General features: G+C 74.0%; 24 protein-coding genes. 20 read left to right on the forward strand and 4 right to left on the reverse strand.

Annotated elements, in window-relative coordinates:
- Positions 1–27: 27 nt before the first annotated feature.
- Genes RB150_04575 through RB150_04585 form a run of 3 tightly spaced genes read right to left on the reverse strand, consistent with a single transcriptional unit; the run spans position 28 to position 3463 of the window.
- Positions 28–1017, reverse strand: a complete 990-nt coding sequence (locus RB150_04575; GenBank protein ID MDQ7819810.1) for a glycosyltransferase — start codon at positions 1015–1017, stop codon at positions 28–30.
- A gap of 30 nt (positions 1018–1047) precedes the next feature.
- On the reverse strand, positions 1048–2283 hold the full coding sequence (gene thiI / locus RB150_04580; GenBank protein MDQ7819811.1) for a tRNA uracil 4-sulfurtransferase ThiI: 1236 nt from the start codon (positions 2281–2283) through the stop codon (positions 1048–1050).
- Between the two features lie 19 nt (positions 2284–2302).
- Positions 2303–3463: a cysteine desulfurase family protein gene (locus RB150_04585; protein MDQ7819812.1), complete on the reverse strand. Its 1161-nt coding sequence runs from the start codon at positions 3461–3463 to the stop codon at positions 2303–2305.
- A gap of 395 nt (positions 3464–3858) precedes the next feature.
- Between RB150_04585 and RB150_04590 the strand changes: the two genes are divergently transcribed.
- The 7 genes from RB150_04590 to pyrR all read left to right on the forward strand — a co-directional run bounded on the left by RB150_04590 (position 3859) and on the right by pyrR (position 11424).
- Positions 3859–7146, forward strand: a complete 3288-nt coding sequence (locus RB150_04590) for a class I tRNA ligase family protein (GenBank protein ID MDQ7819813.1) — start codon at positions 3859–3861, stop codon at positions 7144–7146.
- Between the two features lie 65 nt (positions 7147–7211).
- Positions 7212–7934: an amino acid racemase gene (locus RB150_04595; protein ID MDQ7819814.1), complete on the forward strand. Its 723-nt coding sequence runs from the start codon at positions 7212–7214 to the stop codon at positions 7932–7934.
- A 125-nt stretch (positions 7935–8059) separates the two neighbouring features.
- On the forward strand, positions 8060–8575 hold the full coding sequence (locus tag RB150_04600) for a TraR/DksA C4-type zinc finger protein (protein ID MDQ7819815.1): 516 nt from the start codon (positions 8060–8062) through the stop codon (positions 8573–8575).
- Between the two features lie 8 nt (positions 8576–8583).
- Positions 8584–9036 carry a signal peptidase II gene (gene lspA / locus RB150_04605; protein ID MDQ7819816.1) on the forward strand — a complete coding sequence of 151 codons (453 nt, stop codon included), beginning with the start codon at positions 8584–8586 and terminating at the stop codon, positions 9034–9036.
- A complete protein-coding gene (locus tag RB150_04610) occupies positions 9033–9806 on the forward strand; it encodes a prolipoprotein diacylglyceryl transferase (GenBank protein ID MDQ7819817.1) in 774 nt (257 codons plus the stop codon). Before lspA ends, RB150_04610 begins: the two co-directional genes overlap by 4 nt.
- Before the next feature lie 79 nt (positions 9807–9885).
- On the forward strand, positions 9886–10836 hold the full coding sequence (locus tag RB150_04615) for an RluA family pseudouridine synthase (GenBank protein MDQ7819818.1): 951 nt from the start codon (positions 9886–9888) through the stop codon (positions 10834–10836).
- 21 nt (positions 10837–10857) lie between these two features.
- Complete coding sequence (gene pyrR / locus RB150_04620) at positions 10858–11424, forward strand: bifunctional pyr operon transcriptional regulator/uracil phosphoribosyltransferase PyrR (protein ID MDQ7819819.1); 567 nt, start codon at positions 10858–10860, stop codon at positions 11422–11424.
- A gap of 15 nt (positions 11425–11439) precedes the next feature.
- Here pyrR and RB150_04625 read toward each other — a convergent pair whose 3' ends face one another.
- Complete coding sequence (locus RB150_04625) at positions 11440–13122, reverse strand: NFACT RNA binding domain-containing protein (protein ID MDQ7819820.1); 1683 nt, start codon at positions 13120–13122, stop codon at positions 11440–11442.
- A gap of 161 nt (positions 13123–13283) precedes the next feature.
- Between RB150_04625 and RB150_04630 the strand changes: the two genes are divergently transcribed.
- The 13 genes from RB150_04630 to RB150_04690 all read left to right on the forward strand — a co-directional run bounded on the left by RB150_04630 (position 13284) and on the right by RB150_04690 (position 25965).
- Positions 13284–14153 carry a YicC/YloC family endoribonuclease gene (locus tag RB150_04630; protein MDQ7819821.1) on the forward strand — a complete coding sequence of 290 codons (870 nt, stop codon included), beginning with the start codon at positions 13284–13286 and terminating at the stop codon, positions 14151–14153.
- Positions 14154–14178: 25 nt separating this feature from the next.
- Positions 14179–14451, forward strand: coding sequence for a DUF370 domain-containing protein (locus RB150_04635; protein MDQ7819822.1), 273 nt, complete (start codon positions 14179–14181; stop codon positions 14449–14451).
- Positions 14448–15017, forward strand: coding sequence for an AAA family ATPase (locus tag RB150_04640; GenBank protein MDQ7819823.1), 570 nt, complete (start codon positions 14448–14450; stop codon positions 15015–15017). The genes RB150_04635 and RB150_04640 overlap by 4 nt, the downstream gene beginning before the upstream one ends.
- The gene (locus RB150_04645) at positions 15014–15574 is read left to right on the forward strand and encodes a flavoprotein (GenBank protein MDQ7819824.1); all 561 of its coding nucleotides are present in this window, start codon (positions 15014–15016) and stop codon (positions 15572–15574) included. The genes RB150_04640 and RB150_04645 overlap by 4 nt, the downstream gene beginning before the upstream one ends.
- 4 nt (positions 15575–15578) lie before the next feature.
- Complete coding sequence (priA, locus tag RB150_04650) at positions 15579–17516, forward strand: primosomal protein N' (protein MDQ7819825.1); 1938 nt, start codon at positions 15579–15581, stop codon at positions 17514–17516.
- A 67-nt stretch (positions 17517–17583) separates the two neighbouring features.
- Positions 17584–18081 carry a peptide deformylase gene (def, locus tag RB150_04655; GenBank protein MDQ7819826.1) on the forward strand — a complete coding sequence of 166 codons (498 nt, stop codon included), beginning with the start codon at positions 17584–17586 and terminating at the stop codon, positions 18079–18081.
- Positions 18078–19088 (forward strand): methionyl-tRNA formyltransferase, encoded by a 1011-nt coding sequence (gene fmt, locus RB150_04660; protein ID MDQ7819827.1) that lies wholly within the window; start codon positions 18078–18080, stop codon positions 19086–19088. Before def ends, fmt begins: the two co-directional genes overlap by 4 nt.
- A 98-nt stretch (positions 19089–19186) precedes the next feature.
- Complete coding sequence (locus tag RB150_04665; protein ID MDQ7819828.1) at positions 19187–19852, forward strand: zinc metallopeptidase; 666 nt, start codon at positions 19187–19189, stop codon at positions 19850–19852.
- Between the two features lie 3 nt (positions 19853–19855).
- Entirely contained in the window at positions 19856–21232 is a 1377-nt protein-coding gene (gene rsmB, locus RB150_04670) for a 16S rRNA (cytosine(967)-C(5))-methyltransferase RsmB (protein ID MDQ7819829.1), read from the forward strand.
- Positions 21229–22392, forward strand: coding sequence for a 23S rRNA (adenine(2503)-C(2))-methyltransferase RlmN (gene rlmN / locus RB150_04675; GenBank protein ID MDQ7819830.1), 1164 nt, complete (start codon positions 21229–21231; stop codon positions 22390–22392). The genes rsmB and rlmN overlap by 4 nt, the downstream gene beginning before the upstream one ends.
- Positions 22389–24248: a PASTA domain-containing protein gene (locus tag RB150_04680; protein ID MDQ7819831.1), complete on the forward strand. Its 1860-nt coding sequence runs from the start codon at positions 22389–22391 to the stop codon at positions 24246–24248. Before rlmN ends, RB150_04680 begins: the two co-directional genes overlap by 4 nt.
- Positions 24245–24928 carry a ribulose-phosphate 3-epimerase gene (gene rpe / locus RB150_04685; protein ID MDQ7819832.1) on the forward strand — a complete coding sequence of 228 codons (684 nt, stop codon included), beginning with the start codon at positions 24245–24247 and terminating at the stop codon, positions 24926–24928. The genes RB150_04680 and rpe overlap by 4 nt, the downstream gene beginning before the upstream one ends.
- Complete coding sequence (locus RB150_04690) at positions 24925–25965, forward strand: histone deacetylase (GenBank protein ID MDQ7819833.1); 1041 nt, start codon at positions 24925–24927, stop codon at positions 25963–25965. The genes rpe and RB150_04690 overlap by 4 nt, the downstream gene beginning before the upstream one ends.
- Positions 25966–25967 lie beyond the last annotated feature (2 nt).

The following is a 25967-nucleotide window of genomic DNA, read 5'->3' on the forward strand; positions in this document are numbered from 1 at the left end:
TCTTCCCTCTTCCTTCTTCCCTCTTCCCTAGTGAAGCAAGTTCTGATAGATCGCCCGCAGGCGCTGGCCGACCTGTTCCAGGGAGTGGGCCCGGGCGTACTCCTGGGCCGCCTCCGCCAGCCGGCGGAACAGCTCCGGATCGTGGGCCAGGGCCCGCAGGCAGGCGGCGAACTGCTCGGGCGTCCGGGCCTTCAGGCAGGTGACCCCGTGCTCAAAGCGCCCCGCAAAGCACTCCGCGTCCCGGAGCACCAGCGGCTTGCCGCAGGCCGCGGCCTCCAGGATGGCCAGCCCTTCGTTCTCCACCGCGCTGGGGAAGAAGAAGACGTCCCCGGCCGCGTAGGCCTCCACCACGTCCTCCACGTACCCCGCAAACCGCACGTTGTCGGGGGCCTGGGCAATGGCGCGCAGCGTCTCCACCTTGGCCGCCCGGTGGACCCGCCCGAACCACACCAGGGTCATCTCGGGCACCTGGCGCCCCGTTTCGATGAACAGGTCCACGCCCTTGCGCAGCAGGGCCAGCCCCACGGCGAAGGGGACGGTGCCGTCCAGACCGAACCGGGCGCGCCCCAGCAGCCGGCGGCGGCGGTCGGGCCTGAACCGCCGCAGGTCCACCCCGTTGCTGACCACCTCGATGGGCCGGTCCAGCTCGTAGCGCCGCAGGACGTCCCGGGCGTAGGGGGAGGGGGCGATGAGCACGTCGGCTTTGCTGTAGAAAAACCGCAGGTACCGCCCCAGGTACGGGGCGATGTGGTCGCTCATGCGGAACGAGTTGGCGAAATCCTCGGCGGTGATGTGGCTGTGGATCAGCACCGGCCGCCGTCCGCTGTACCGCTCCGCCAGGTACAGCGAATACGGACCGATGGAGTGCAGGTGGAGGATATCAAAGGTGTCGCTGGGGTCGGTGGTGACATCCACCCCGGCGCGCGTGAGGGCCCGCACCTGGTTTTCATGCGCCCGGCGGATACCCCCGCTCCACTGGGAGGAGCCGCCGTGCTCCAGGTACACGCAGACCTTCATGGGGCGCCCCCCCGCAGACAAGTTTATGCGCTAGGAGGGCGCCACTCCTGCGGGGCGGGCCGGTTCCCCGGCGGCCTCCTCTGCGGACGCCGGCGCCGCCCAGCGGGGGGCAATCACCTGGCGCTCGCTGCGCTCCAGGGCCTCCTGGACCAGGGCCGCCACGTCCAGGGCCCGTTCCGCCTCTTCGGCTTCGGCCACCGTGGGACGGGTGCGCGGATGGGCCGGAACGAACAGGCTGCAGCAGTCCGGGTGGGGCCGGATGCTGATCTCGTAGGTGCCGATGGCCCGGGCCCGCGCCATGATCTCCGCCTTGTCGGCCCCGATCAGCGGCCGCAGAACCGGCACGCCGCTACAGGCGTCGATGGCCACCAGGGCCTCCAGGGTCTGGCTGGCCACCTGGCCCAGGCTCTCGCCCGTGATCAGGGCCAGGGCGCCCTCGCGCCGCGCCAGGACGGTGGCGATCCGCATCATCATCCGGCGCATGATCACCACCCGCAGGGGTTCAGGGACGTGGCGCTGGACGGCCCGCTGGATCTCGGTGAAGAACACCACCCACAGGGGCAGCGGCCCGGTGTATTCGGCGAGGACGGCGCACAGGTCCACCACCTTCTGCCGGGAGCGCTCGCTGGTGAAGGGAAAACTGTGGAAGTGCACGGGGATGATCGTCAGCCCGCGCCGGGCCCCCAGCCAGGCGGCCACGGGGCTGTCGATCCCGCCGGAGATCAACGCGAGGGCGGTTCCGCCCGTGCCCGCCGGCAGCCCGCCCGGCCCCGGGAGGACCTCGGAGGTCAGGTAGGCGCGCTCGCGGATCTCGATCCGGATGACCAGGTCGGGATCCTGCAGCCGCACCTCCAGGTCGGGACAGGCGCGCCGCACCGCCTCCCCTACCTGGCGGTTGATGTCCACGGAGGTGAGGGGGAACCTTTTGTCGGCGCGGTGGGCGTCCACCTTGAATGTGCGGATCGGGCGGCGCTCCCGGGCCCGCACGGCCAGGGCCACCGCGGCGGCGGTGATGGCGCTCGGCTCGGGCGCCACCACCTCCACGGGGCTGCAGGACACCACCCCGAACACCGTGCCCAGCCGCCGGGCGGCCTCGGCGGCGTCGCCGTCCACCTCGACGATGACGCGGCCAAACGCCAGCCGCACGTCCGCCCGTCCCACCCCCGCCAGGGCGCGGCGGACGTTGCGCACCAGCGCGTCCAGGAAGAACTGGCGGTTACCTCCCTTGAGGGCGATCTCCCCGTAGCGCAGCAGGAACGTGGTCATCGCCACCGGCGGATCCGCCTCAACTCACCAGCGCCCGCAGGTCCTCCACGGCGCGGGCAAAGGCCTCGGCGGCCGCGTCCACCTCGTCGACCGTGGTGAATCGGGACAGGCTGATCCGCACCGTGCAACGGGCCTCCTCGGGGGGCAGACCGATGGCCAGCAGCACGTGGCTGGGCCGGGGGTCGCGGGAATGGCAGGCCGAGCCGGTCGAGATGTACACCCCGTCCTGCTCCAGCCGGTGCACCAGCGTCTCCCCCCGCACGCCGGGAACGGTGACGCTGAGAATGTGCGGCGCGGCGCCGTCGTCCGGGGTGTTGATCCGCACGTCGGGCAGCCGCTGCAGGCGCGCCCGCAGGCGCGTCTGCAGGGCGCGCATCCGGGCCGCGCCCTCCTCGCGGTCGGCGATCAGCAGCGCGGCGGCCGCGCCCATCCCGGCGATCCCCGGCACGTTCTCGGTGCCCGGCCGCAGGCCGCGCTCCTGGTCGCCCCCGGCCAGCAGGGGCTCCAGGGAGACGCCCCGCCGCACGTACAGGGCCCCCACCCCCTTGGGCCCGTGCACCTTGTGGCCGGACAGGGTCATCAGGTCCACCCCCCACGCCGCCGGGCGCAGGGACACGGTGCCCCAGGCCTGAACCGCGTCCACGTGCAGCAGCGCCCGCCCGCCGGCCGCCCGGTGCCGCAGCACGGCGGCGGCGATCTCCGGGATGGGCTGGATGGTGCCCAGTTCGTTATTCACCGCCATCACGCTGACCATGGCCGTATCCGGCCGCAGCGCCCGGGCCACCTGCTCCGCCCGCACGCGCCCGGCCCGGTCCACCGGCAGCACCTCCAGCTCCCATCCCTGCGGGGCCAGCCGCCGCAGCGTCTCCAGGACCGACGAGTGCTCCACGGCGGTGGTGATCAGGTGCCGCCCGCGTCGGGCCCGGGCGGCCCCCACCAGGGCGAGGGCGTTGGCCTCGGTCCCTCCCGAGGTGAACACGATCTCCTGCGGGTCCACGCCCACCGAGCGGGCCACCGCCTCGCGGGCCGCCCGCACCACGCGCTCGGCGGCCACTCCCATCCCGTGCAGGGACGACGGGTTGCCGTAGTCCACCGTGAGTGTCCGGAGAACCGCCTCCACCACCTGCGGGTGGGGCCGGGTCGTGGCCGCGTTGTCCAGGTAGATCTGCTGCTCTGCCATCGCTCTCCATTCTAGCACGGGCGGCTCCCGCGTATTGACGCTCGATTTTCGCGCGTGCTAGAATGCGCCACACAGCGGCGATGACGGGGACAGTCCCGCCGCCGCCGCGGGTGCAGCGAGCCGGGACGCCGGTGGCAGCCCGGACCCGCGGGCGGCGGGCGATCGCCCCCGAGGCCGCGCACCCAACGCGCCGACGGTGGCGCCAGTAGGCTGCGCCGGGCTCCTCCCCCGTGACCGGGAGGACGGAATCGGACCGCGTGGTCCCGTTCCGGACGAGCGCTGAGCCGGTGTGGACGGCTCAGAACGCGGGTGGTACCGCGGGCCTGTCGCCCGTCCCGAGCGGACGGGCGTTTGCATTGTGTGGGGGCGTCGTCGCCGCGCGGGAGGGCGTGTCCATGGGAGTGTATCGGCCGGTCCCCGCCAGGGTGGACTTTCCGGCCCTGGAGCGCGAGATGCTGGCCTGGTGGCAGGCGCACGGCGTGATGGCGCAGTACCTGCGCCGCAACGAGGCGTCGCCCCGGCGGTGGTCGTTCCTGGACGGGCCCATCACCGCCAACAATCCCATGGGCGTGCACCACGCCTGGGGGCGGACCTACAAGGACCTGTTCCAGCGCTACAAGACCATGCGCGGGTTCCGGCAGCGCTACCAGAATGGATACGACTGCCAGGGCCTGTGGGTGGAGGTCAACGTCGAGCGGGAGCTGGGGTTCCGCAGCAAGCGCGACATCGAGCGGTTCGGGATCGCCCCCTTCGTCAACCTGTGCAAGGAGCGGGTGCTCACCTACGCCGCCCTCATCACCGAGCAGTCCATCCGGCTGGGCATGTGGATGGACTGGGAGGACCCGGCCCTGCTGCGGCAGCTCGCCGAGGGCATGCGCACCGACCCCGGGCGGCAGATCACCATCCCCGGGCGATTCGGACCGGTCACCGGCACCGTGGAACAGCTGGTGGGCCGCCTGGGGTCCCCCGAGATCGGGGGGTCGTACTTCACCTTCTCGGACGAGAACAACTACCAGATCTGGGCGTTCCTGAAGACGTGCTGGCAGCGGGGGCTGATCTACAAGGGGCACGATGTGATGCCCTGGTGTCCCCGGTGCAGCACCGGCATCAGCGAGCACGAGATCGTCACCGAAGGCTACCAGGAGATCACCCACCCCGGCGTGTTTCTGCGGTTTCCCCTGCGAGACCGCCCCGGCCGCGCGCTGCTGGTGTGGACCACCACGCCCTGGACGCTGACCAGCAATGTGGCCGCGGCGGTGCATCCCGACCTGACCTACGTGGTGGTGCGCCAGGGGGACGAGGAGCTGGTGCTGGCCGAGGGCACCCTGCGCGTGCTGGACGGCCCCTTCACGGTCGTGGAGCGCCTGCCGGGCAGCCGCCTGGTGGGGTGGCGCTACCGCGGCCCCTTCGACCACCTGCCGCCCCAGCAGGGCATCGACCACCGGGTCATCCCCTGGACCGAGGTGAGCGCCGCGGAGGGCACCGGCATCGTCCACATCGCCCCGGGGTGCGGCGCTGAGGACTTCGCCCTCAGCAAGGAACACGGGCTGCCGGTGATCGCGCCCATCGACGAGTTCGGCGCGTTCGTGGAGGGATTCGGGCCACTGGCCGGGCTGCGGACCGACGAGGCCACCCAGCCCATCCTCGACCACCTGCGGGCGTCGGGCCTGCTGTACAAGGTGGAGCCCTACACCCACCGGTACCCCGTGTGCTGGCGGTGCGGCAGCGAGCTGGTGTTCCGGCTCGTGGATGAGTGGTTCATCGCCATGAGCCCGCTGCGCGAGCGGCTGATGGACGTGGCCCGGCGCATCCGGTGGATTCCCGAGTTCGGCCTGGAGCGGGAGCTGGACTGGCTGCGCAACATGCGCGACTGGATGATCAGCAAGAAGCGCTACTGGGGGCTGGCGCTGCCCATCTACGAATGCGCCCGGTGTGGCTCGTTCGAGGTCATCGGGTCGGCGGAGGAGCTGCGGGCGCGGGCGGTGGAAGGCTGGGAGGTGTTCGAGGGCCACACCCCCCACCGGCCCTGGGTGGACGCGGTGAAGATCGCCTGCTCCCGATGCGGCGCGACCACGCCCCGCATTCCCGACGTGGGCAATCCGTGGCTGGACGCCGGCATCGTCCCCTTCTCCACCCTGGGCTACCGCACCGCGCCCGAGGAGTGGGCCCGGTGGTATCCGGCCGACTTCATCACCGAAAGCTTCCCCGGCCAGTACCGCAACTGGTTCTACTCGCTCCTGGTCATGGCCACGGTCCTGGACGGCCGCGAGCCCTTCCGGACCTGCCTGGGCTACGCCCTGGTGCGGGACGAGCAGGGCCGGGAGATGCACAAGAGCTGGGGCAACATGATCGAGTTCAACGAGGCCGCTGACCGCGCGGGCGTGGACGTGATGCGCTGGGCCTACTGCGCCCAGAACCCGGCGGCCAACCTGAACTTCGGCTACGGCCTGCTGGACGACGTCCGCCGCCGCTTCATCCTGCCGCTGTGGAACGTGGTGTCGTTCTTCACCACCTATGCCGCCCTGGAGTCCCTGGACTTCGCGGCGCTGGTGCGCCAGGAGCCGCCCCTGCGGGTGCTGGATCGGTGGCTGCTGTCGCGGCTGACCCACCTGGTGGCCACCGTGGGCGACCGGATGGACGACTACGACCCCGCCGGGGCCGCCCGGGCCCTGGAGGCATTCGTGGACGACCTGTCCACCTGGTACGTCCGCCGCAGCCGCCGGCGCTTCTGGAAAAACGAGGACGACGCCGACAAGCGCGCCGCCTACTACGCCCTCTACCACACCCTGCGCACCCTGGCGCTGCTGCTGGCGCCCTTCGCGCCGTTCCTGGCCGAGCGCATCTATCAGGATGTGGTGCGGCCCGCCGACCCGGAGGCTCCCCTCAGCGTGCACCTGTGCGACTTCCCGACTCCCGACCCGGCGCGGATGGACGCAGACCTGGAGACCCTGGTGGGGGCCGCCCGGACCCTGGTGGCCCTGGGGCGGGCGGCGCGGGGGCGGGCGCGCATCAAGGTCCGCCAGCCCCTGCCGGCGGTCCTGCTGGTGACTCGCCACCGCGCCCTGCGCGAGCAGACGGAGCTGCTGGAGCATATCGCCGATGAGCTCAACGTGAAGGCGGTGCGGTTCGTCGACGATCCCGCCCCCTACGTGTCCGTGGACGTCTCGGTGCGCTTTGACCTGGCGGGCCCGCGGCTGGGCGCGCGGGTGCAGGAGGTGGCGCGGGCGCTGCGGGCGATGGATCCGGCCGACGCCCTGCGCACCCTGGAGCGGGAGGGCCGCCTGGGAGTTCCGGTGGAGGGGGAGACGGTGTGGCTGTCCCGGGATGAGGTGGTGGCCCGCCTGCGCGAGGCGCGGGGCTACGCCGCCCAGGGGGAAGGCGGCGAGTTCGCCATCCTGGAGACCACCCTGACTCCCGATCTGGTCCTGGAGGGGCAGGCCCGGGAACTGGTCCACCAGCTCCAGCTGCTGCGCCGGGAGGCCGGGCTGGCCGTCAGCGACCGCGTGGTCCTCGTCCACGACGGGCAGCTGGGGCCGCTGCTGGACGCCCACGGCGACTACGTCCGGCGCGAGATTCTCGCGGTGGATGTGCGGGCCGACCCCGCCCGCGCGACCGCCCAGGTCCGGCTGGATGGCCAGACCGCCCGGGTGGGCCTGATCCGCGTCCCGCCGGGGCAGGTGTAGGTCCAGGAGGCGCGCGGCCCGGCGGCCGGGTCTGCGCGGCGCCGAGGCATTCACAGGAGCAGCCGATGACCCCTCGCGTGATCGGCGTGTTGGGCGGCCTGGGACCCTGGGCCACCCTGGACCTGTTCGAGAAGATCCTGCGCCTGACGCCCGCGGAGCGCGATCAGGACCACCTGCGGGTGATCATCGACAACAACCCGCGGGTGCCTGACCGGGGGCCGGCCATCCTGGGCGAGGGGGAGGACCCCACCCCCGCGCTGGTGGAAGGAGCGCGGACCCTGGAGCGGGCGGGTGCCGACTTCATCGTGATCCCCTGCAACACCGCCCACTACTTCCACGCGTCCATCCAGGCCGCCGTGGGCATTCCGGTGCTGCACATCATGGAGGAGGTGGCGGCGGCCGCCCGGGCGGAGGTGCCCCAGGTGCGGACCCTGGGCCTGCTGGCGACACCCGCCACGGTGGCCTCACGCCTGTACCACCACGCGTGCGGGGGCGTCGGGCGCGAGGTGATCGCCCCCGATGCGGCCGGGCAGGAGGTGGTCACCGCTGCCATCTATGCGGTCAAGGCGGGCCGCCGCGACCGGCGGCTCACCGGGGACCTGCTGGCGGTGGTCCGCGATCTGGTGTCCCGCGGCGCCGGCGCCATCATTCTGGGCTGCACGGAACTGCCCCTGGTCCTGGACGCCCGGGACCTGCCCGTGCCCCTGCTGGACAGCAACCTCATCCTGGCCCGCGCGGCGGTCCGTCGGGCCCTGGGCGATCCCGTGCCCTCCGCCTCCCGCCCGTAGCCGGAGGGCGGGGCGCCACACCCTTGCCAACCCGAAGGGCATCGGATACACTACCGACGTCACAGACGTCCCCGCGCTGCCCCCTGTGCCCGTCGGAGGGGCACGCCGGGGGGAAGGGACGGCGGATGGGAGCTCGAACGGCCAAGTCGAAGTCCCGGAAGGCCCGACCGCAGGCCGAGCGGGCCGGGGCGCGGTCCCGCAAGCCGGTCGGGGCGGCTCGCGCCGAGCCCGCGCGCCGGCCGGCCCGTCCTCCGGCTCGACCGCTCACCCGCGCGCAGATCGCCGAGCTGCGGGAGCTCCTGGAGCAGGAGCGCGATCGCCTGCTGGAGGAGCTGGAGGCGATGGAGGAGCACACCCCCGAGGTCGAGGAGCAGGTGGGCATGGACGTCGGGGGAGGCTACGACGAGGACCTGGCGGACGTGGCCAGCAACACGTTCGAGCGCGAGAAGACCATCGCCCTGGAGTCCAGCGTGCAGGCGACCCTGGCCCAGGTGGAGGAAGCCCTGCGGCGGATGGAGGCCGGGACCTACGGCATCTGCGAGCGCTGCGGCAACCCCATTGACTTTGCCCGGCTCCAGGTCCTGCCCTACGCGACGCTGTGCATCAACTGCAAGGAGTTGGAGGAGAAGGCCAGCCGCTAGCGGGGGAGGTGCCGGTCGTCGCCCGGGCCGTCCTGGCAGCCGGCGTGGTGGCGGCGGACCAGGCGCTGAAGGCCCTGGTGGCGCACCTCCTGCCTGTGGGCGCGTCGGTGTGGGTGATCCCCGGCGTGCTGGCCCTCACCCACGTGCGCAACCCCGGCGTGGCGTTCAGCCTGCTGCGGGACGTCCCCGCGATCCTGCCTGCGGCGCTGACCGTCGCCCTGCTGGGAGTCCTGTTTGGCGGGGCGCGGCGGCTGCCGCGGACGGCGCAGGGCGGGCTGGCGGTCCTGTGCGGCGGTGCCGTGGGCAACCTCGTCGACCGGGTCCGCATCGGGGCGGTGGTGGATTACGTGGACCTGCGGGTGTGGCCGGTGTTCAACCTGGCTGACGCCGCGGTGACGGCCGGCGCCGTCACCGTTCTGCTGGCGCTGGCGGTCCCGCCGCTGGCGCGGGGTGGGCGGTGAAGCCCGTCCTGGTGCAGCTGGGGCCGATTCCCATCTCCACCTTCGGGGTGTTCCTGCTGCTGGCGTTCGTGGCGGGGCTGGCCGTGGCCCGGGGCCGCGCCCGGGCGCTGGGGGTGGCTCCCGCCCAGATGCTGGACGTGGGCCTGTATGTCATCATCGGCGGCATCCTCGGGGGCCGGATCGGCTACGCGCTGGTGAACCTGTCCACGTTCGCCGCCGAGCCCCTGCGGTTGCTGGCCCTGTGGCGGGACGCGGGGCTGGTGTTCTCCGGCGCCGTGCTGGGGGGCGTCGTGGTGGCGGTGGCCGCAGCCCGCGGACTGCGCGTCTCCCCCTTGGGATTTCTCGACGCGCTGGCGCCCGGGGCGGCGGTGGGTGTCGCCGTGGCCACGGTGGGCGGCTGGATGCACGGCCTGTTCGTGGGGCGGCCGACCGGCGTGCCGTGGGCGGTTCCGGTGATGCTGGAGATGCGGCATCCCGCGGCCATCTACCTGCTGCTGGCGGCGGTGGGCATCTGCGCGGTCCTGTGGGCTCAGGACGCCCGGACGACGCCAGCGGGGACGCTGTTTTTCCTGTGGCTGCTCCTGTACGGCGTGACCCGGGGCGCGGTGGAGTTCTTCATCGACAGCCCGACGGTGCTGGGTCCGCTGACCCTGGCCCACCTCAGCAGTGCGGCGGTGGCGGCCGTCGGCGCGGCCGGCCTGGTGGCGGTGTCCCGCCGCACCCGGTATCCCCCCGGCGCGCCCGCGCCGGACGACCCGCCCCGGCCGTAGGCGCCCACCCGGACGGAGGGTGCGGACCGGCACCTGCGGGGCGGGGCGGCCGCCCGGCGGTGGAGGCGTCGCATTCTGCATGCAGGAACACCACGTGTACTACGTTGACGCCGCCTCTGAAGGGGTCCGCCTGGACCGCTTTCTGGTGGCGCACCTGCGGGCCCACTCCCGCGCGCGGATCCAGGCCCTGATCGCCTCCGGCCACGTCACCGTGGATGGGCGCCCGGCCCGCCCGGCACTGCGCCTGCGCCGCGGGCAGAGGGTGGAGGTCACGGTTCCCCCGCCGCCCGCGGCCGGGCTGGTGCCCGAAGCGCTGCCCCTGGATGTGGTGTACGAAGACCCGCACCTGGTGGTCATCAACAAGCCTCCGGGCCTGACGGTCCACCCCGGCGCGGGGCGCACATCCGGCACCCTGGCCAACGCGCTCGTGGCCCGGTATCCGGACCTGGCCGGCGTGGGCGGGGAGCGGCGTCCCGGCATCGTCCACCGCCTGGACAAGGACACGTCCGGCCTGATGGTGGTGGCCCGCACGCCGCAGGCCTATGCGGGCCTGCAACGGCAGCTGGCCGAGCGCACCCTGCGCCGGATCTACCTGGCGCTGGTCTGCGGCCACCCTCCTCACGACGAGGGGGTCATCGAGGCCTCCATCGGCCGCCACCCGCGCCACCGGACCCGGATGGCCGTCCGGCCGGGCGGCCGCCCGGCCATCACCCGCTATCGCGTGCGGGAACGGTTCGCCCGGTACGCGCTGGTCGAGGTCTCCCTGCTCACGGGGCGCACCCACCAGATCCGCGTGCACTTTGCCCACCTGGGCCATCCCGTCGCCGGAGATCCCGTCTACGGGCGCCGGGCCGACGACCTGGGCATCCGCCGCCAGGCCCTGCACGCCTGGCGCCTGGAGCTGCGGCATCCCGTGACGGGATCTCCGCTGGCCCTCGAAGCACCTCCCCCCGCGGACTTCCTGGCCGCGGTGGAGGCCGCCAGGGCCCAGGAGGGACCACACCCCCGGCGAACTCGGGCCACCGGGTGAGTGGCCGTGGGATCGCTGCCCATGCGCGAGAAGGCGCGGGTCATGGACGCAGAGGCCATCCGGCGGGCGCTGGTCCGCATCGCCCATGAGATCCTCGAGCGCAACCGCAGCCCGCAGACTCTGGTCCTGGTGGGCATCCGCACCCGGGGGGTGCCCCTGGCCCACCGGCTGGCGGCGGCCATCGCGGCCATCGAGGGCGTGTCCGTCCCGGTGGGCACCCTGGACATCACCCGGTACCGGGATGACCGGCCCGACCGCCCGCCGCCGGTGGTGAGACCCTCCCCGCTGCCCGTCAACGTCGCCGGGCGGGTGGTGATCCTGGTGGATGACGTCCTGTACACCGGCCGCACCGTCCGCGCCGCCATGGACGCGTTGGTGGATCTGGGCCGGCCGGCGGGGATCCAGCTGGCCGTGCTGGTGGATCGGGGTCACCGGGAACTGCCCATCCGGCCCGACTACGTGGGCAAGAACCTGCCCACCGCCCGCCGGGAGCACGTCTCGGTGCGGCTGGCGGAGGTGGACGGTCGGGACGAGGTTGTCATCGAGGAGCCTGCCGCGGACAGGCCTGCGGACGCCGGCAGGACCTGACGGCCGGCGCGGCGGCTACGACGGCACGGCGGGGCGCACGGACACCGTTCGCGCGTGGGCGTAGGTCACCAGTCCCGGGCGCGCGCCCGGAGGCTTGCGGACGTGGCGCCGCTCGGTGTAGTCCACCGCGACCTCCACCGCCTGGCGCGCCCTGCTGTAGTAGGCCGCCAGGGCTGCGGCCTGCCGGATGGCCTCCTCGGACGGCCGGCCGGCGGCCTGGAGGATCACGTGGGCGCCGGGCACTCCCCGGGCGTGAAACCACAGGTCGGTGGGCCGCGCCACCGAGAAGGTGAGCCGCTCGTTCTCCCCACCGGTCCGCCCCACCAGCGCCACCGCGCCGCCGGCCAGCGCGTACCGGCGCGGCCCCGCCGGCGGCCGCGGGCGGACGGGGGCGCGGGCCGGGGGCCCGTAGCCCTGCTCGGCCAGTTCCCTGAGCAGGTCCTGCACATCTTCGGGCGTGGCGGCCTGCTCGGCCAGGGCCAGCGCCGTCCGCAGGTAGTCCCGGTCCATCTCCAGCGCCTGCAGGCGCTGGCGCAGGTGCGGCAGGGCGTCGCGCAGCCGCGCGTACCGGGCGAACAACCGCCGGGCGTTGTCCACCGCCGACAGCGCGGGGTCCAGCGGGATCCGCACAGGCGTCCCGGAGGCGTCCGGCAGCACGGCCTCCGATGCGCCCGCCGGCACCTCCCGGGCGTAGGCCAGCAGGAGTTCGCCTTGCTCGCGCAGCCTGCCCGCACCCCCGGCCTCCTCCAGGGCCGCCCGCACGCGGGCGAGGGCGCGCTCGGTACGCTCCAGGGCGGCGCGGACCACCCGCCGCACGGCGGCGCGACCGTCCTCCAGGCGCGCCGCCGCAGCCCCCTGCCCCCAGACCGCCTCCACCGCCGCACTCATGGTGGGCACCGGCTCGGCCTGGAGCGCGGACAGGGACACGTAGGGAAATGGCGTACACCCCACGGGCTCGCCGTTCTGGCGGTACAGGGTGGGGGAGAACCGTCCCCCCTCGACCAGATCGGCAATCTCTTGCAGCACTGCCCCGACCCGGGCGATCTCCTCGGGAGACCGGGCCGGACGGTGGGGGTCCACGCCTGCGCGCACGCAGATCTCCTGGGCGGTGGCCGGCCCCAGGCCCAGGACCACGGCCCGCAGTCGGGCGGCCACCGGGTCGGTGACCCCCACGGCCTCCTCCAGGTCCTGCGCCGTCCACGCCCGCGGTGGCCGCCCCGACGGCGGCGGCGGGAGGTAGGGGCGTCCGGGCACCACCGGCCGCACCGCCGACCGCACCGGAGGCAGGCACCCCCGCACGACGCTGTCCTCTTCCAGGATGAGGGCGCTGTGCCGTCCCATCAGTTCGGCGATGAGGCGCGCCTGCCCGAAGGCGGTCGCGCACCGCACGACCACGATGCGCTCCCAGGGAACCTGCTCCACCGCGTCCACCCGCGCATCCCCCAGGCGGCTCCGCAGCAGCCGGACGAAGTCGCCCGGCTCTCCTCCGCCCGGGGCGGCGACCAGGTGGACCCGGGCCCACCGGGGGTGCGTGGAGTACAGGACGGCCTGCTCGCCCGCGCGGGACCGGACGACCAGCGCCACCTCATCGGCGGTCGGCTGGACGACCCGCACCACCCGGCCACCCACCAGCGCCGCCCGCAGGTCCGCCACCACCGCGGCCAGGACCAGGCTGTCGAGGGATGTCACCGGCGACATGCGTCAATCTCCACGATCTGCCCGACCTCCTCAATCTACTCAATCACCAATGGAGCAGGTTGAGAAGATCGAGGAGCTTGCGCAGATGGAGGAGATCGCCTCCTGCCGTGCCAGGAACCCGCCGGGCGTGGCACGAAAGACGTGGCGGCATGATACGCAGCATGACCGGATTCGGCAGCGCCGAGGTGATCACCCCCGCGGGGCGGTTCCGGGTGGAGGCGCGCGCGGTCAACCACCGGTACGCGGAGGTGGTGGTGCGGCTTCCGCGGGAACTGGCGACGCTGGAGGACCGGGTGCGCGCGCTGGTCCAGAAGCGCGTGCTGCGGGGACGGGTCGAGGTCACGATCGTCAGGGACGAACGCGCCGGGCGGACGCGGACGGTGCGGTCCGACGTGGACCTGGCGCGGGCGTACGCTCAGGCGTTGCGGGAACTGGCCGACGCCCTGGGCGTGCCCGACGCGGTGGGCCTCCCCCTCATTGCCTCCTTTCCCGACGTCCTGAAGGTCGAAGAGGCCCGCGAGGACCTCGAGGCGCTGTGGCCGGCGATCGCCCCGGCGGTGGAGGAGGCGCTGGCGGCCCTGGTGGCCATGCGGGAGGCGGAGGGGCGCCGCCTGGCCCAGGACCTGCAGGCGCGCCTGGGCCGGATGGAGGATGTGCTCGCCCAGGTAGAACGGCGGGTCCCGGAGATCCGGGTGGAGTACGCCCGGCGCCTGCGCCAGCGCATCGCCCAGCTCCTGGGCGAGGTGCCCGTGGACGAACAGCGCCTGGCCATGGAAGTGGCGGTGTTCGCCGAGCGGGCCGACGTGAGCGAGGAGCTCACGCGGCTGCGCAGCCACCTGGCCCAGTTCCGCCACGATGTCGCCGCCGCCCCCGGCCCCGTGGGTCGCCGCCTGGAGTTCCTCCTGCAGGAGATGCACCGGGAGGCGAACACCATCGGCGCCAAGGCCAACGACCTGGAGATCGCCCGGGCGGTCATCGCCCTCAAGGGTGAACTGGAGAGTCTGCGGGAGCAGGTGCAGAATATTGAGTGACGGCCCGGACGGGCGGGTGGTGGGTGTGGCTGAGGGAGCGGGGCCTCGCCTGATCAACATCGGATTCGGCAACATCGTGGCGGCCAACCGCATTGTCGCCATCGTGGCCCCGGATTCGGCGCCGATCCGGCGCATCATCCAGGAGGCCCGGGACAAGGGGGCCCTGATCGATGCCACCTACGGGCGCCGGACCCGGGCCGTGGTGATCACCGACAGCGGCCACGTGGTGCTGTCGGCCATCCAGCCCGAGACCGTCGCCCACCGCTTCCTGGGGGCTGACGAGGGGCGGTCACCATGATCGTGGCCATCGCCGGGCCCATCGGCGTCGGGAAGACCACCGTGGCGCGGGCGCTGGCGGCGCGGCTGGGATACCGGTACATCTCGGGGGGTGTGGTCTTCCGCGCCCTGGCCCGCGAGTGGGGCGTCTCGGTGACCGACATCAACCGCCTCGCCGAGCAGAATCCCGAGCTGGACCGGGAAGTGGATCGGCGTCAGCGAGAACTGGCCCGGGCGGGGGACTGCGTGGTGGAGAGCCGGCTGGCCGGCTGGATGGTGGACGCCGACCTGAAAGTGTGGCTGCGGGCGCCCCTGGAGGTCCGGGCCGAGCGGGTCGCCCGGCGGGAGGGCATCCCGCTGGACGCCGCCCGGGCGGATCTGCTGGAGCGGGAGCGCAGCGAGTGGACGCGCTACCGCCACCTGTACCGCATCGACATCACCGACCTCTCCCCCTACCACCTGATCATCGACACCACCTGCTGGAGCGCGGAGGCCATCGTGGAGGCGCTGGCGGGCCTCGTGCGCGTCCCGTCTCCTTCCGCCCTCCGGGGAGCGCCGGCAGGCGCCGGGGCCGGAGGCGTCCGATGACCGCCGGCCGGCTGGCGGGACGGGTGGTGGTGGTCGGCGTCACCGGAGGTGTCGCGGCGTTCAAGGCCGCGCACGTGGTCAGCGGCCTGCGCAAGCTCGGGGCAGAGGTGCACGTGGCCATGACTCCGGCCGCCACACACTTTGTCTCCCCCCTCACCTTCCGCACCCTGTCCCAGCATCCGGTGGTCACGGAGATGTGGGAACCCGACCTGCCCCATCCCGAGCCCCACCTGTGGCTGGGAGACCACGCCCACCTGGTTGCGGTGGTGCCGGCGACGGCTCACACCCTGGCCAAGCTGGCCCTGGGGCTGGCCGATGACGTGGTCGCCGCCCTGGTCCTGGCCACCCGCGCGCCGGTCCTGGTGGCTCCGGCCATGGCGCCGTCCATGTACGAGCACCCGGCGACCCAGCAGCACCTGCAGACCCTGCGCCAGCGCGGGGTGCGGGTCCTGGGCCCCGTGGTGGGCTGGCTGGCCTCCGGCCAGGAGGGGATGGGGCGGATGGTGGAGCCCCAGGTCATCCTGGACGAGATCTGCGCGATCCTGGAGCGCCGGTAGCCGGGTGGCTTCCCCGCCGTTTGCCGACGTCGCCCTCAACGTTCCCCTGCGGGCCGGCGATCGGGTGTGGACGTTCGCCGTGCCCGAGTCCGTGCGGCCGCACCTGAGAGTCGGAACGGCGGTCTGGGTCCCCCTGGGACGCGCCCAGGCCCTGGGGTTTGTGGTCCGGTTCACCTCCGCCGCCCCCGCCCGGCCCCGGCCGATCGCCGCCGTGGAAGATCGCCTGCCGGTCCTTCCCGAGGACCTGGTGGCCCTGGCGTGGTGGATGGCCGAGCGCTACGTGTGCAGCGTGGGCGAGGCGATCGCCGCCATGGTGCCGCCTCCGCGGGCCGGCCTGCGCCGGCGGTCGGATCCGGCGCCGGTGTATGCCCCCTCCGGGGAACCGTCATCCGGCGATCCCCCGGGCGTGCTGCCCCTGCTGGAGGCACAGGGTGCCCGGGTTGCCGTGGTCGGAGAGGAGGGCCGGTTCGACGCCTACGCGGCCGCCGTGCGGGCGACGCTGGATGAGGGCCGGGGGGTCATCGTCCTGACCCCGGAGGTGGCCCAGGCCGAGCGTCTGGCGCCGTGGCTGGCCAGGCGGGCAGGGGTTCCCGCGGGGCTGCTCACGGGGGCCGTGGGGGACGGCGCCCGCTGGAGCCTGTGGCGCAGCCTGCTGGCTGGCCACCCGCGCCTCGTGGTGGGCACGCGCCTGGCCGTCTTCGCGCCGGTGCCTGACCTCGGCCTGATCGTGGTGGAGCAGGAAGATGACACCTCCTACAAGGAAGAGCGGGAGCCCCGCTACCACGCCCGCGCCGTCGCCGAGGCGCGGGCGGACCTGGCCGGCGCGCGGGTGGTCCTGGGCTCGCCGGCGCCGTCCCTGGAGGTGATGGCCGCCGTCCGGCAGGGCCGTCTGGCGGCGGTGACGGCGCCAGGGAGCGAGCGCGTCCCGGTGGTCGTGGCTGACGTCCGCGCCGAGGCGGCGGCCCTGGGCGGGCTTCTGTCCCGCCGCCTGTACCAGGCGCTGGCGCGGACGCTGCCGGCCGGACGGGCCACCATCTTCGTCCCCCGCCGGGGATACGCCGACTTCCTCCTGTGCCACGAGTGCGGGGCGGTGCCGCGCTGCCCCCAGTGCGGGGTGGCGTACACGTACCACCGCGAGCGGGTGCGTCCGGCGCCCGCGGTCCGGCTGGCCTGTCACCTGTGCGGCCGCCACGAAGGCGTGCCCGAGGTGTGTCCCGCCTGCGGGGGTGTGCAGATGCGCCCTCACGGGGTGGGCACCGAGCGCGTGGAGGCCGCCCTCCGCCGGCTGTTCTCGGGCGTGCCGGTGTTTCGCCTCGACACCGAGTCCGCCCCCACCGAGGAGGCTCAGCAGCAGATCTGGAGCCGGTTCGCGCGGCGCGGCGGCCTTCTGGTCGGCACCCAGCTGCTGGTCCGGGGCGTGGGCCACGTCCGGTCCGCCGTGGTGGGGGCCGTGGGGGTGGATGCGGCCCTGCACCTGCCCGACATCCGCGCGGCCGAGCGGACCTACCAGACGCTGGTCCGGTTGCGGCGCCTGGCCCTCGAGGAGATGATCGTCCAGACGTTTCACCCCACCCATCCGGTCTGGCTGGCCCTGACCCAGGACGACCCCGACCGGTTCTACCGGGCGGAACTGGAGGCGCGGGAGCGGTTTGGCTATCCACCCGCCCGGCCGTTGATCAACGTGCTCCTGAGCTGCCCGCAGGCGGGTGCGGCGCGGGAGGCGGCCCAGGTCGTCGCCGACGCCCTGGCCCCCGCCGCAGACGTGCTGGGCCCGTCGCCCGCCCCGGGGGGGCGACGGCGGGGCCGCGTGCGCTGGCAGCTCCTGATCAAAGAGCGCGACCCCGCCCGGGCCCGCCGCATCCTGGCCGACCTGCTGACGTCCCGCCGGCTGCCCCGGGCCGTCGCGGTGACGGTGGACGCCGACCCGCTCGACCTGTTCTGAGGGCGCGGCGCTGAACCGGCCGCGCCGGGTAGACCGACGGAGAGCCGGCGCAGTATAGTGGTATGTCGTGAAGATCGTCACCGTCGACAGTCCCCAGGGGGCCGTCCTCCGGCGCCGCGCGCGGCCCGTCGGGCGGGTGACCGAGCAGGTGCGCGCGTTGATGGACGAGATGTTCCTGACCATGCGCGCGGCCGGGGGGATCGGCCTGGCGGCTCCGCAGGTGGGCGTCGGCCTGCGGGTGATCGTGGCCGAGGTGGACCGCCGCCGGGTGGCGCTGGCGGATCCTGTCATCGTGCGGGCCGAGGGCCAGGAGGTGGGGACCGAGGGCTGCCTGTCCATCCCCGGGGTGGTGGCCGAGGTCCCCCGCGCCGCCCGGGTGACCGTCCGGGGGAAGAACCGGCGCGGGCGCGGTGTCACCGTGACCGCCGAGGGGCTATTGAGCCGCGTGCTCCAGCACGAGATCGACCACCTGGACGGGATCCTGTTCCTGGACCGGGTGGTGGACCGGTCGACGATCCGCCAGGTGGGACAGACGGCCGAGGTGGAGGCCGCCGTCTCCGGATGACCCCCTCCTCCGCCGCCGGCTCGGGCCGGCTGCGCGTGGTGTTCTTCGGCACTCCGCAGTTTGCGGTTCCCTCCCTGCAGGCCCTGGCGGCGGAGGCCCACGTGGCCGTCGTGGTCACCCAGCCGGACCGACCCCGGGGCCGCGGCCGCGTGGTGGAACCTCCCCCGGTGGCCCGGGCCGCGCGGGACCTGGGTCTGCCGGTGATGCAGCCCGTCCGCCTGCGCGACCCCCAGGTGGTGGAGCGGCTGCGGACGGCGGGGGCGGACCTGCACGTCACCGTGGCATACGGGCGGATCATTCCGCCGGAGATCCTCGCCCTGCCGCCCCGCGGCAGCATCAACGTGCACCCTTCCCTCCTCCCGCGCCACCGGGGGGCCTCGCCGATCCAGGCGGCCCTCCTGGCCGGGGACGCCGAGACCGGCGTGACGGTCCTGTACCAGACCCCCGAGATGGATGCTGGAGACATCATTCTTCAGCGCCGGGTGCCCATCGCGCCGGACGACACGGCCCGCACCCTGGAGGCCCGCCTGGCCCGGGAGGCGGCGGAGGCGCTGGTGGAGGCGGTGCGCCTGATCGCCGCCGGGACAGCCCCGCGGCGGCCGCAGGATCCTGCGGCGGCCACGTATGCCGGCAAGTTGCGCAAGGAGGACGGCCGCGTGGAGTGGACGCGCCCCGCCGTGGAGCTGGCCCGCCTGGTGCGCGCCATGGATCCGTGGCCGTCCGCGTTCACCTGGCACCGGGGGCGGCTGCTGAAGATCTGGCGGGCACAGCCGGTGGAGGCCTCCGGCCCGCCGGGCACCGTGGTGGAGGTGCGCCCGGGCGACGGAATCGTGGTGGCCTGCGGACAGGGCGGGCTGCTGATCACCGAGGTGCAGCCCGAAGGACGGCGGCGCATGACGGCCGACGAGTACGTGCGGGGCAGCCGCCTGGCGGCGGGGGAGCGGCTGGGCGAGGGTGCGGGAGCGCTGGACGAGGGGAACGCGGGAACGCGGGCGTCTCCCGGATAGGGCAGAGCGCGCGTCCGGGCTTCCGCGCGGTTCGGATTTCGATATAATGAAGGGCGACTACGTCGGTGGAGGGGACCATGTGGTTCTGGGATCCTACGATGATTGTTCTGCTGCCGGCGATTGCGCTGGCGCTGTACGCCCACTGGCGCGTGCAGTCCACCTTCCGCCGGTACGCGGGCGTGCCGGCGGCCACCGGCTATACCGGCGCCCAGGTGGCGGCCGAGCTGCTGCGCCGTGCCGGTGTGGCCGGCGTCCGCATCGAGCCGGTGGGTGGCCTCCTGGCCGACCACTATGACCCCGCCCGCAAGGTCCTGCGGCTGTCGCCGGACGTCTACAGCGGCAACTCGCTGGCCGCGCTGGGGGTGGCGGCCCACGAGGCCGGCCACGCCCTCCAGGACCGGGAGGGCTACGCCCCGCTGCGGCTGCGGACCGCCATCGTGCCCGCGGCGACCCTGGGGACCAACGCGGCGTGGATCCTGTTCATGATCGGCCTGTTTGCCGGCCTGCCGCGGCTGATGGACCTGGGGATCCTGCTGTTCCTGGGCTACATCGCCTACGCGCTCGTCACCCTGCCGGTGGAGTTTGACGCCAGCCGCCGGGCCGTGGCGCTGCTGCAGGGCCACGGGTTCGTGCTGCCCCAGGAAGCCCAGGGCGTCCGCGCGGTGCTCCAGGCTGCGGCCCTGACCTACGTGGCCGCCGCCACCATGGCGATCCTGCAGCTGGTCCGGCTGCTCCTGATCCGCCAGGCGTCCCGGGAGGAGTGACCTCTGGGACGCGCCGTCCCTGCGCGGCGACCTCCGGCCAGCCCGGCGCGCGAGGTCGCCGCGCAGGTTCTGGCGCGGGTTGACAGCACCGGAGCCTACAGCACCCTCCTCCTCCACCACGCCCTGGCCCGGGCGGGGCTGGGGCCGGCCGACGCCGCCCTGGCCACCGAGATCGTCCAGGGCACGCTGCGCTGGCAGGCGCGGGTGGACTGGACGCTGGCCGCGGTCGTCCGCTACCCGCTGGCCGAGCTGCCGCCGCCGATCCGGGCGATCCTCCGCGCCTCGGTCTACCAGCTGCTGTTCTTGGACCGCGTCCCCGCCCACGCCGTCGTGTCCGACGCGGTGACCCTGGCCCGCGCCCACGGGCACGCCGGCGTGGCCGCCCTGGTCAACGCCGTCCTGCGGCGGGTGGCGGCCCGGGGGGAGCGTCCCCTGCCCGAGGATCCCATCGGGCGCCTGGCCCTCGAGTACTCCCACCCACGGTGGCTGGTGGAGCGGTGGGTACAGCGCCTGGGCCCCGAGGAGACCGCGCAGCTGTGTCGGGCCAACAACACTCCGCCTCCGCTGGCGGTGCGGGTGAACGTCCTGGCCCGCACCCCTGACGAGGTCGCCGCCCAGCTGGCCTCCACCGGCGTCCGCGTTCAGCCCACGGTCCTGGCCGAGGGCCTGATCCTCGACGGCCCCGCCGGGCCCCGACGCCGGCTGGTGGAGGAGGGCATCCTCATGGTCCAGGATCTGGGAGCGATGCTGGTGACGCACCTGCTGGACCCGCAGCCCGGCGAGACCATCATCGACGCCTGCGCGGCGCCGGGCGGCAAGACCACCCACATCGCCGAGCGGCAGGGTGATCGCGGCCGGATCATCGCGTGCGACGTGCATCCCGGCCGGCTGGACCTGGTGCGGCGGCGGGCGCAGGGGCGGGGGCTGCGCAGCATCGAGGTGGTGGTGGCCGATGCCCGCGCCCTGGGAGCCCGCTGGCCAGAGGCGGCCGATCGGGTCCTGCTGGACGCTCCGTGCTCCGGGCTGGGAGTCGTGCGGCGGCGGCCGGAGATCAAGTGGCGCGTGCGGCCCGCCGACCTCCCCGCCCACGCCGCCCGGCAGCTGGAGATGCTGCGGGGAGCCTGCGGTGCCGTGCGCCCCGGCGGTGTGCTACTCTACAGCGTGTGCACCACCGAGCCTGAGGAGGGACCGGACGTGGTGGCCCAGTTCCTGCGGGCGCACCCCGACTTCGTGCCGGATCCGGACCTGCCCGTCCCGCCCGGGCTGCCGTCCGGCGGCGACCCGCCGGGGTCGCTCACCCTGTGGCCGCACCGGCACGGCACCGACGGATTCTACATCGCCCGGATGCGCCGCCTGGGAAGCCCCCGTCCGGCGCCATGACCACCGCCGGCCCCGTGGACCTGACCGGACTGACCCTGCCGGAGATCCAGGCGCTCCTGGAGCGGTGGGGGGAGCCGCCCTACCGGGCGGCCCAGCTGGCCCGGTGGATCTACCGTCGGTCCGCCACGTCGTGGGCGGAGATGACGGACCTGCCCGCGGCCCTGCGGGCCCGTCTGGCCGGGCAGTGCCGCCTGGTGGTCCTGCACCCGGTGAGCGTGGTGTCCGCCGACGGAGGCGACACCCTCAAGTACCTGCTGGCTCTGCCCGACGGCGCCGCGGTGGAGACGGTGTTCATGCGGTACCGGGACGGCCGCCGCAGCGTGTGCGTGTCCACCCAGGTGGGGTGCGGCATGGGGTGCACCTTCTGCGCCACCGGCCTGGCCGGGCTGATCCGGAACCTGACCGCCGGGGAGATCGTCGACCAGGTGCTCGCCGTGCAGCGGCTCACCGGAGAGCGCCCGACCCACGTGGTGTTCATGGGCATGGGCGAACCGCTGGCCAACTACGACGCCACCCTGCGGGCGGTGCGGGTGCTCAACGCGCCGTGGGGAGTGGGCATCGGGATGCGCCGGATGACCGTGTCCACCGTGGGCCTGGTGCCCCAGATCCGCCGGCTGGCGGCCGAGCGCCTGCAGCTCACCCTGGCGGTCTCGCTGCACGCCCCCACCGACGATCTGCGGGCGTCCCTGGTGCCCATCACCCGCCGGTGGCCGGTGGCCGAGCTGCTGGACGCCAGCCGCGACTACGTGGCGGCCACGGGCCGCCGGGTGACCTTCGAGTACGTGCTGCTGGAGGGCGTCAACGACCACCCGGCCCAGGCGGCCACCCTCGCCGACCTGCTGCGCTCCCGGGCGGCGGGGCTGCGGGCGTCGGGCGAGGACGTCGCCCAGGGGTTTCCGGTGGGCCGCTCCGAGGGGCCGCCCGGCCCCCGCGGGTGGCCGTTCCACGTGAACCTGATCCCCTGGAACCCGGTGCCGGACCTCCCCTACCGGCGTCCGCCCCGCGCCCGCGTGGCGGCGTTCGCCCGCACCCTGCGGCGGCGGGGGGTGCCGGTGACGGTGCGCCTGGAGCGCGGGGTGGACATCGAGGCGGCGTGCGGCCAGCTGCGCCGCACGCGCCCGGTCCCGCCCGCTCCCGTGGGGGCGGAGGTGTCCCGGTGATCGCCAGCGGACGGGTGGTGGCGGGGCGGTACGAGATCCTCGACCGCATCAGCGAGGGCGGGATGGCCACGGTCTACCGCGCCCGCCGGCTCACCGACGGTGCCGTGGTGGCGCTGAAGGTCCTGCGGGAGCAGTTCAGCGGCGACGCCGAGTTCGTGGAGCGGTTCCAGCGCGAGGCACGGGCCGTCAGCCAGCTGCGCCACCCGTGCATGGTCGAGATCTACGACAGCGGCGCCGACGGCCCGGTGCACTACATCGCCATGGAGTACGTGGAGGGCTCCAACCTCAAAGAGTACCTTCGCCGGGAGGGGCGCCTCAGCCCCGAGCGGGCCCTGCAGATCGCCGCCCAGGTCGCCGACGCCCTCGCCCACGCCCACGCCCACGGCATCGTCCACCGGGACGTCAAGCCCCAGAACATCCTGCTCACCGCCGATGGCCGGGTGAAGGTCACCGACTTCGGCATCGCCCGCGCCCTCAGCGCGGCCACCATCACCCACACCGGGACGGTGCTGGGCTCGGTCCAGTACCTGTCCCCCGAGCAGGCCCGGGGCGCTGCCGTGGGGGAGGCCGCCGACCTGTACGCCCTGGGGGTTGTCCTCTACGAGATGGTGACCGGCCGGCTGCCGTTCGAGGACGACGCGCCCATCGCCCTGGCCCTGGCCCACATCCACCGCGATCCCCCTCCGCCGCGCATGCTGGTGCCCGACCTGCCCGAGCGGGTGGAGGGAATCATCCTCCGGGCCCTGCGCAAGGCGCCCGCGGAGCGGTACCGTTCCGCGGGCGAGATGCGGTCGGACCTGCTGGGCCAGTCGGACCTCTGGCGCCTCCCCCCTCCGCAGCCGGCCGCAGGACCCGCGCCCGCGCCGCCCCGCCGGATGCCGGCGTCGGTGATCGTCGGCGCGTCGGCGGTGGTCCTGGCCGTCGGTCTGTGGCTGGGCTGGCGCGCCCTGGCGGGCTACCTGACCGTGCCCGAAGTGACGGTGCCGGATTTCGTGGGCCAGCCCCTGGAGGTGGCCGAGCAGATGGCCCAGCAGGCCGGCCTGCGGCTGCTGGTCGCCGAGCAGGTCCACAGCGCCACCGCGCCCCCGCACACCGTGGTGTCCCAGGACCAACCGCCCGGCAAGGTGGTCAAGCGCGGGCGGGTGGTGCGGGTGACCACCAGCTTGGGGGCCGAGGTGGTGGTGGTCCCGGATGTGGAGGGGCGGTCGCTGCAGGAGGCGCGCCTGCTCATCGATCAGGCGCGATTGCGCATCGGCGAGCTGCGGGAGGCGTTTGACGAGCAGGTCGCGGGCGGCTTCGTCCTCGCCCAGGACCCGCAGCCCGGGGCCCGGGTGGAGCGCGGGCGCGCCATCAACCTGGTGGTGAGCAAGGGGCCCCAGCGGCTGACGATGCCCGCCCTGATCGGCCGCCCCCTGCCCGAGGCCCGCCGCCTGTTGCAGGAGATGGGGATCACCCTGGCCGAGGTGCGCACCGCTACCCGCGCGGACGTGGACCCCGGGACGGTGGTGGAGCAGTCGCCGGCAGCCGGCACCCGGATGCGCGCCCAGGACCCGGTGGCGGTGACCGTGGCGGTGCGCCCGGGGCAGGAGGATGTGCCCCCCACGACGCCGGTGGTGACCGCCCAGGCCCAACCCGGCGCGGCCGACGAGAAGGTGACCCTGGTGCAGGTGGTGGTGCCCGCCGGCGATCCCGCCCAGGAGGTGCGGATCGTGGTGGTGGACGAAACCGGAGTGCGGGAGCTCCTGCGCCAGCCGTTCGCGCCAGGCGACCGGGTGGCCGAGACCGTGCGCTCGCGGGGCTACACCATCATCCAGGTGTACCTGCAGGGGCGCCTGGTGCAGGAGATCCGACCGTGAGGTCCGCCCGGGTGGAGATCGCAGCCAGCATCCTGGCGGCCGATTTTGCCCGGTTGGGCGAGCAGGTGGCCGCCGCGGAGCGGGGCGGGGCCGACGCCATCCACGTGGATGTCATGGACGGCCGGTTCGTGCCCGAGATCACCGTGGGCCCGGTGGTCATCGAAGCGGTCCGGCGCAGCACCCGCCTGCCGGTGGATGTGCACCTGATGGTGGTCGAGCCCGAGCGCCACGTGGACGCGTGCATCCGCAGCGGGGCCACCTCGGTGACGGTGCACCAGGAGGCCACCGTGCACCTGCACCGGGTGATCACCCACATCAAGGAGCGGGGAGCGCGGGCGGCGGTGGCCCTCAACCCGGGCACTCCCGTGGGGGCGGTGGAACCCCTGCTGCCGGTGCTCGACATGGTGCTGCTGATGACGGTGGACCCCGGCTATGCCGGGCAGCGGTTCCTTCCCCTGGTCCTGCCGAAGATCCGCCAGCTGCGCGAGTGGGTCCGGTCCCGCGACCTCTCCCTGCGGGTGCAGGTGGACGGCGGGATCACCCCCGAGACGGCGGGGCAGGCTGTCTCCGCCGGGGCCGACGTCCTGGTGGCGGCGTCGGCCATCTTCCAGAGTCCGGAGGGTGTGGAGGCCGCCCTGGCGCGGCTGCGCCGGGCGGTGCGGGCTGCGGAGGGAGAATGAGCGCCGAGGTCGCGTATGTGACCCATCCCGACTGCCGGCTGCACGATCCCGGCCCGGGCCACCCCGAGAGGCCACAGCGGCTGGACGCCATCGAGCAGGCCCTGGAGGCCCTGCCGCCTGCGGACCTGCCGCGCATGACGACGGAGCCCGCCGACGAGGACGCGCTGGCCTCCGTGCACAGCCGCGGGTACATCCGCCGCGTCCGCACCCTGGCGGAGGAAGGCGGGGGCGCGCTGGACGCGGACACGGTGCTGAGCCGCGACTCCTTCCGGGCCGCCCGGGCGGCGGCCGGGGCCGCCCGGGCGGCCGTGGAGGCGGTGCTCCAGGGACGCGCCCGCGCCGCATTCGCGGCGGTGCGCCCGCCCGGCCATCACGCCCTGACCGACCGGGGCATGGGGTTCTGCCTGTTCAACAACGTGGCCCTGGCGGCCATGCGGGCGCTGGATGCCGGCTTGCCCCGGGTGGCGATCGTGGACTGGGATGTGCACCACGGCAACGGCACCCAGGAGATCTTCTACCGCGACGCCCGCGTCCTGGTGATTTCCCTCCACCAGGAGGAGTGGTACCCGGGCACGGGAGCGGTGGAGGAGACGGGGGAGGGTGACGGCGTGGGGTGGACAGTCAACATCCCCCTGCCCCCGGGCACCGGCGATGGCGGTTACCGGGTGGTCTTTGAAGAGGTGGTGATCCCCCTGCTGCAGGAGGCGGCGCCGTCGCTGGTCCTGATCTCGGCCGGCTACGACGCCGCGGTCGGCGACCCCCTGGGGCGGATGCGGCTCACCGCCCGGGGGTTCTGGATGATGGCGGACCTGATCCGGCAGGCCCGCCCCGACCGCGGGGGCGTGGTGGCCGTGCTGGAAGGCGGTTACGACCTGGAGGCGCTCGGCCAGGGTGTGCGCGCCACCGTGCAGGCGCTGGCGGGGCAGCCTGCCCGGGTGGCCGGGCCGGAGCGGGAGCTGGACGAGGTTCCGTACGCGGCCATCCGCTCGCGGGTCCGCCAGGTGCGCTCGGTGGTGCGGGAGCACTGGACGATCTGACT

This window comes from Armatimonadota bacterium, from assembly GCA_031081675.1.
Taxonomy (GTDB): domain Bacteria; phylum Sysuimicrobiota; class Sysuimicrobiia; order Sysuimicrobiales; family Kaftiobacteriaceae; genus Calidihabitans; species Calidihabitans tengchongensis.